A 6,292-nucleotide genomic window follows, 5' to 3' on the forward strand; every position below is an offset into this window, starting at 1 on the left:
TCTATGGGCCGATGTCGGACAGCATCGGCCGCAAGCCGGTGATCCTGTGGGGAACGCTGATCTTCGCCATCGCCGGCTGCGCCTGTGCCATGGCGCAGTCTATCGATCAGTTGATCGGGCTGCGTTTCCTGCACGGTTTGGCGGCGGCGGCCGCCAGCGTGGTGATCAACGCCCTGATGCGCGATATGTTCACCAAGGATGAGTTCTCGCGCATGATGTCGTTCGTCATTCTGGTGATGACCATTGCGCCGCTGCTGGCGCCGATGATCGGCGGCGCGCTGTTGCTGTGGTTCAGCTGGCACGCCATCTTCTGGACCATGGGCGCCGCGGCGCTGATCGGTTCGCTGCTGGTAGCCTTGTTCATCAAGGAGACGTTGCCGAAAGAGCGGCGACAACGGTTCCACCTGCGCACCACGCTGGGCAACTTCGGTTCGCTGTTCCGCCATAAGCGGGTGCTGAGTTATATGTTGGCCAGCGCCTTCTCGTTTGCGGGCATGTTCTCGTTCCTCAGCGCCGGGCCGTTCGTCTACATCGAACTGAACCACGTTTCGCCGCAGCATTTCGGTTACTATTTTGCGCTGAACATCGTCTTCCTGTTCCTGACGACGCTGATCAACAGCCGCAACGTGCGGCGCTTCGGCGCGGTCAAGATGTTCAAGCTGGGGTTGCTGGTACAGCTGGCGATGGGGTTGTGGCTGATGGCGGTGAGCACCGTGGGCCTGGGATTCTGGGCGCTGGTGATCGGCGTTGCGGTCTATCTGGGGTGCATCGCGATGATCTCCTCCAACGCCATGGCGGTGATCCTGGATGATTTTCCGCATATGGCGGGCACCGCTTCTTCCCTGGCCGGCACGTTGCGCTTCAGCATCGGTGCGTTGGTGGGGGCGGTGCTGTCGATGGCGCCGGGCAAAAGCGCTTGGCCAATGGTCACCTCGATGGCGCTGTGCAGCATCGTGGCGGTGCTGTTCTATGTTTACGCCAGCCGGCCGCGCGATCGCGCAGCCTGATGTTCTCCCGATGCGGGGCGTGTCGCTCCGCATCGTCACGGGGTTGCGCCCTGCCATTTCAGGGGGCAACCGGCAATGAAAAATTTGTTGCTAAATATACGCAAGCTAATTAATTGGCCGTTTTCCCATCTGTGTGCTTTTTGTTAAAAAAATCCGCCAGCGTGCCGCCCAATATTCCCCGAGTAGCGCGGCGCGCTGTTGGCTGAGCAGCGCGGGGGTTTGTATTAGGGTTGATGTAAATCAAGGTATTAGCAACAGTGCCTGCGCTAACGTGATGGGTAAGATGTTTCTTCATTGTAAAAATATGGCGACGAAAAAGTAGTCGCATTGCAAGAAAAAAGAGTTGAGATCGCTGCGGGAAAGGGTTACATATAACGCAAAAATGCGAGCTGAGTCGCAAAATGCCGTGAAATAACACCGCACGGCGCGCCAAAAAGTGGCACGGCATCGGCAAGCACGGGGTCAGGTTAATGGCTTGCGGCAAAATTTACATTTAAATAACATTTGTGCGCGGCAGAGTCGGGAGTCAACGGCTATAACTTAGTAACCCTGTCAGGTAAAAGTGTTTCACCTTTTCAATCTAGGGATTTCATGTGGAGAGTATCCAACTTTCGGTAGTGCATCGCTTGCCGCAAAGTTATCGTTGGCTATCCGGTTTCACCGGCGTGAAGGTCGAACCGATTCCGTTTAACGGAATAGACGAAGATAACAACCTGATTGGGCTGAAGTTGCTCAGCCATGAAGGGGCCGAGGCCTGGCAGGTCATGCAACAGCTCAATCTGTCGTTGCAGGAGATTCAGGTCGACTGTGCGATCGTCGAATGGGAAGGGGAACCTTGCCTGTTCGTGCAGCGCAGCGACGAGAGCGCCACCATGTGCCGCCTGAAAAACGTCGGCGCCGCGATCGCCGAACCGCTCAGCGCGCAATACCCCTTCTGAATTCGCCGCTAATCCGCCAACTGCAGCAGTTGACGGGTATAGTCGGCCGCGGGCGCCGCGAAAATCGCCCGGCAGTCTCCCTGTTCAACCACTTCCCCCTGTCGCAGTACGATGACCTGGTGACATAGCGAACGCACCACCTGCAGGTCATGGCTGATGAACAGATATGCCAACCGGTGGCGTTGCTGCAGCGATTTCAGCAGCGTCAGGATCTGCGCCTGCACCGATTTATCCAGTGAAGAGGTCGGCTCGTCGAGGATCAGCAGCTGCGGCTGCAGGATCAGCGCGCGCGCGATGGCGATACGCTGGCGTTGGCCGCCGGAGAACTCGGTGGGATAGCGGTGGCGAAGCTGCGGATCCAGGCCGACTTCCCGCAACACCGCGATCACGCGTTGTTCCCGCTGCTCGGGGCTAAGTCGCTGGTGCACCTCCAGCCCCTCGGCGATGATCTGCTGCACGCTCAGGCGCGGATTCAGTGCGGAATAAGGATCCTGGAAGACGATTTGCATTCGGCTGCGGTAGGGCAGCATCTGTTTCATCGTGAGCGGGTGCAGCGGTTCGCCGTCGAACCAGATGGCGCCCTGCGAGGCCAGCAGACGCAATAGCGCAAGCCCGGTGGTGCTTTTACCCGAGCCGGATTCTCCCACCAGCCCCACGCTTTCCCCGGCGCGCAGCTCGAAACTCAATGATTTCAATGCATAATGATAATCCACCGTGCGGCGCAGCAGGCCACGCCGAATGGGGAAGCGCACCTGCAGATCTTCCACCTTGAGCAGCGGCCGCTCGTCGCCGGAGCGCGCGTTGGCCGCGGCAGGCAACGGCAGCGGCTCACCGACGTCTTCGGCGGCCAGCAGCTGCTGCGTGTAGGGATGCTGCGGCCGGCTGAACAGCTGCGCGCGGCCGTTTTGCTCTACGCAGCGCCCCTGGCGCATCACCGCCACGTTGTCCGCCAGGCGGCGCACGATATTCAGATTATGGGTGATAAACAGCAACCCCATGCCCATCTCTTGCTTCAGCTCTTGCAGCAGCGTCAGGATCTGCGCCTGGATAGTCACGTCGAGCGCGGTGGTGGGCTCGTCGGCGATCAGCAGTTTCGGGCGGGTCAACACCGCCATGGCGATCATCACCCGCTGGCGTTCACCGCCGGACAGCTGATGCGGGTAATCCTGCAGCCGGCTCTTGGCCTGACGGATGCCGACGCGCTCCAGGCATTCGACGATCTCTGCGCGCGCGGCTTCGCGCCGCAGGCCGCGGTGCAGCATCAGCACCTCCGCCAGTTGCTTCTCGATGGTGTGCAGCGGATTGAGCGACACCATCGGTTCCTGAAAGATCATCGCGATCTGATTGCCGCGCACCTTGCGCAGTGCCGCTTCCGGCGCATGCAACAACGACTCGCCGTTGAACAGAATATCGCCGGCAGGGTAAACCACCGGCGGCGCGGGCAGCAGACGCAGTATCGACAGGGCGGTGACGCTTTTGCCGGAGCCGGATTCCCCTACCAGCGCCAGCGTTTCCGCCGGCGCTATTTGCAGCGAGAGTTCGTTGACCACCGGCGTGACGGTGTCGCCCTGGCGGAAGGCGATGCTGAGATCCTGAATAGCGAGCAAAGGAGTGGCCATATCAATGCGCCTTGCTGGGGTCAAAGGCGTCGCGCACCGCTTCGCCGATAAAGATTAATAACGACAGCAGCACTGCCAATACCAGGAAGGCGGTGATGCCGAGCCACGGCGCCTGCAGATTGTTTTTGCCTTGCAGCAGCAATTCGCCGAGCGACGGCGAGCCTATCGGCAGACCGAAACCGAGGAAATCGAGCGACGTCAGGGTGGTGATCGAGCCGCAGAGGATAAACGGCAGGAAGGTCAGCGTCGCCACCATGGCGTTGGGCAGCATATGGCGGGACATGATTACCCGATCCGGCACGCCCATGGCGCGCGCGGCGCGGATATAGTCAAAATTGCGGGTGCGCAGGAATTCGGCGCGCACCACGCCCACCAGGCTCATCCAGCCGAACAGGATGGTGATGCCGAGCAGCCACCAGAAATTGGGCTGGACGATGCTCGACAGCAGAATGATCAGAAACAGCGTCGGCATGCCCGACCACACTTCGATAAAGCGCTGCCCCCACAGATCGAAACGCCCGCCGTAATACCCCTGCGTCGCGCCGACGCACACGCCGATCAGGCTGGAAAACAGCGTTAGCGCCAGGCCGAAAAGCATCGAAATGCGAAAACCGTACAGCACCCGGGCCAGCACGTCGCCGCCGTTGCTGTCGGTGCCCAGCAGGTTGTGCCGCGAAGGCGGCGAAGGGAAGGGCACCTCGGTGGCGAAGTTGATGGTGTCGTAACTGAAGCGGATCGGCGCCCAGACCGCCCAGCCGTGCCGTTCGATCTGCCGCTGCACGAACGGATCCTGATAGTCGGCTTCGGTATTCAGTTCGCCGCCGAAGGCGGTTTCGCTGTAGCTAATCATAAACGGCAGGTACAACCGGCCTTCATAACGCACCAACAGCGGTTTGTCGTTGGCGATCAGATCGGCTGCCAGGCTCAGGGTGAACAGCACCAAAAAGGTCCACAGCGACCAGTAGCCGCGGCGGTTGCGGCGAAAACGCGCCCAGCGCGCCTGGTTGATCGGGCTAAGGCGGCTCATTGGCGGGCCTCGAAGTCAATGCGCGGATCGACCAGGGTGTAGGTGATATCGCTGAGGATATTCAACAGCAGGCCGATCAGGGTGAAGATATACAGCGTGCCGAACATCACCGGGTAGTCGCGCTGCAGCGTGGCGTCGTAGCCCAGCAGCCCCAGGCCGTTGAGCGAGAACATCACCTCAATCAGCAGCGAGCCGGTGAAGAACATGCTGATAAAGGTGGCCGGAAAACCGGCGATCACCAGCAGCATGGCGTTGCGGAACACGTGGCGGTACAAGATTTTTTTCTCGTCCAGCCCTTTGGCGCTGGCGGTGGTGACGTACTGTTTGCGGATCTCGTCGAGGAACGCGTTTTTGGTCAGCATGGTCAGGGTGGCGAAGCCGCCGATCACCGTCGCCAGCACCGGTAGGGTGATATGCCACAGATAGTCGGCGATCTTCGCCGGCCATGAGAGGGTGTCGAAGTTGCTCGATACCAGGCCGCGCAGCGGGAACCAGTCCAGGTAGCTGCCGCCGGCGAACAGCACGATCATCAGAATGGCGAACAGAAAAGCCGGAATGGCGTAGCCGATGATAATCAGCGTGCTGCTCCAGGTATCGAACGCGCTGCCGTTGTGGACGGCCTTGCGGATGCCGAGCGGGATCGACACCAGATAGATGATCAGCGTGCTCCAGAGGCCCAACGTGATGGAGACCGGCAGGCTCTGGCCGATCAGCTGCATCACCGAAGCGCCGCGAAACAGGCTGTCGCCGAAGTCGAAGCGCATATAGTTCCACAGCATGGTGAAGTAGCGCTCGTGCAGCGGTTTGTCGAAGCCGTAACGTTGGGTGATCTCGGCGATCACCTCCGGATCCAGGCCGCGCGAACCGCGATATTGGCCGTCGCCAGCCGCGATGCCCGTCCGGGCGTGGCCCAGGCCTTCGCCGACACCGCCGCTGCCAAACCCGCTGCCGTGCCCGAGCTCGATGGCGGCGATGGCCTGATCGACCGGACCGCCGGGGGCGATTTGCACGATAAAAAAGTTGATGGTGATGATCGCCCACAGCGTGGGGATCACCAATAACAGTCTGCGTATCAGATAGGCCGCCATTCCGACTCCTTATTGCCGCTGAGCCGGTAAGCGCGCCGCCTTGTTGACGTCGTACCACCAGTTGTCGAAGCCGATCGCATAGGCCGGGCGAATCGACGGCGTGGAGAATTTGTCCCAATAGGCGTAGCGGTCGTGGTTGGAGTACCACATCGGCAGCATGTAGTTGTTCCAGGTCAGCACCCGGTCCAGCGCGCGGCCGAGCGGCAACAGGGCTTTCTCGTCGCCCTGATGGGCGGCGATTTGCCTGACCAGGCTGTCGACCGCCGGATCTTTGACGCCGGGGGTGTTATAGCTGGAATCGATGTACTGCGAATCCCACAGAATTTGCAGATCGGCGCTGGGGAACGGCATCGCCATATACACCGTCGACATCATGTCGAAATCGCGCTCGCGCATGCGGCGGGTGTACTGCGAGGCGTCAATCTCGCGGATTTGCATATCGATGCCCAACCGTTGCAGGTTGTGGCGGAACGGCAGCACGTACTGGAAGTTGCTGCCGCTCAGCAACATCAGTTCAAAGGTGAACGGCTGGCCGGTTTTGGCGTTGACCAGCTTTTGATTTTTGACCACCCAACCGGCTTCTTTCAGCAGTTGGGTCGCCTTCAGCAGGTTT

Annotated in this window: 6 protein-coding genes; 2 read left to right on the forward strand and 4 right to left on the reverse strand. The window is 60.3% G+C overall.

The genetic code is table 11. From position 1 onward, the window contains the following. On the forward strand, positions 1–1,007 hold a 1,007-nt coding region (locus ADK28_RS11755; RefSeq protein WP_239686240.1), incomplete at its 5' end, for a Bcr/CflA family multidrug efflux MFS transporter. A 593-nt stretch (positions 1,008–1,600) separates the two neighbouring features. Then, entirely contained in the window at positions 1,601–1,945 is a 345-nt protein-coding gene (locus ADK28_RS11760) for a YejG family protein (RefSeq protein WP_004935763.1), read from the forward strand. Between the two features lie 8 nt (positions 1,946–1,953). Here the strand turns inward: ADK28_RS11760 and yejF are convergent, their stop codons facing one another. The 4 genes from yejF to ADK28_RS11780 all read right to left on the reverse strand — a co-directional run. Next, a complete protein-coding gene (gene yejF / locus ADK28_RS11765) occupies positions 1,954–3,564 on the reverse strand; it encodes a microcin C ABC transporter ATP-binding protein YejF (protein ID WP_048795727.1) in 1,611 nt (536 codons plus the stop codon). 1 nt (position 3,565) lies between these two features. Next, positions 3,566–4,591: an ABC transporter permease gene (locus tag ADK28_RS11770; protein ID WP_033639833.1), complete on the reverse strand. Its 1,026-nt coding sequence runs from the start codon at positions 4,589–4,591 to the stop codon at positions 3,566–3,568. Further along, a complete protein-coding gene (locus ADK28_RS11775) occupies positions 4,588–5,679 on the reverse strand; it encodes a microcin C ABC transporter permease YejB (RefSeq protein ID WP_048795728.1) in 1,092 nt (363 codons plus the stop codon). Before ADK28_RS11775 ends, ADK28_RS11770 begins: the two co-directional genes overlap by 4 nt. 9 nt (positions 5,680–5,688) lie before the next feature. Beyond that, positions 5,689–6,292: ABC transporter substrate-binding protein (locus ADK28_RS11780; RefSeq protein WP_048795729.1), on the reverse strand; the 604-nt coding region annotated here is incomplete at its 5' end.

The sequence above is a fragment of the Serratia sp. 506_PEND genome (assembly GCF_001076875.1).
Taxonomy (GTDB): domain Bacteria; phylum Pseudomonadota; class Gammaproteobacteria; order Enterobacterales; family Enterobacteriaceae; genus Serratia; species Serratia marcescens.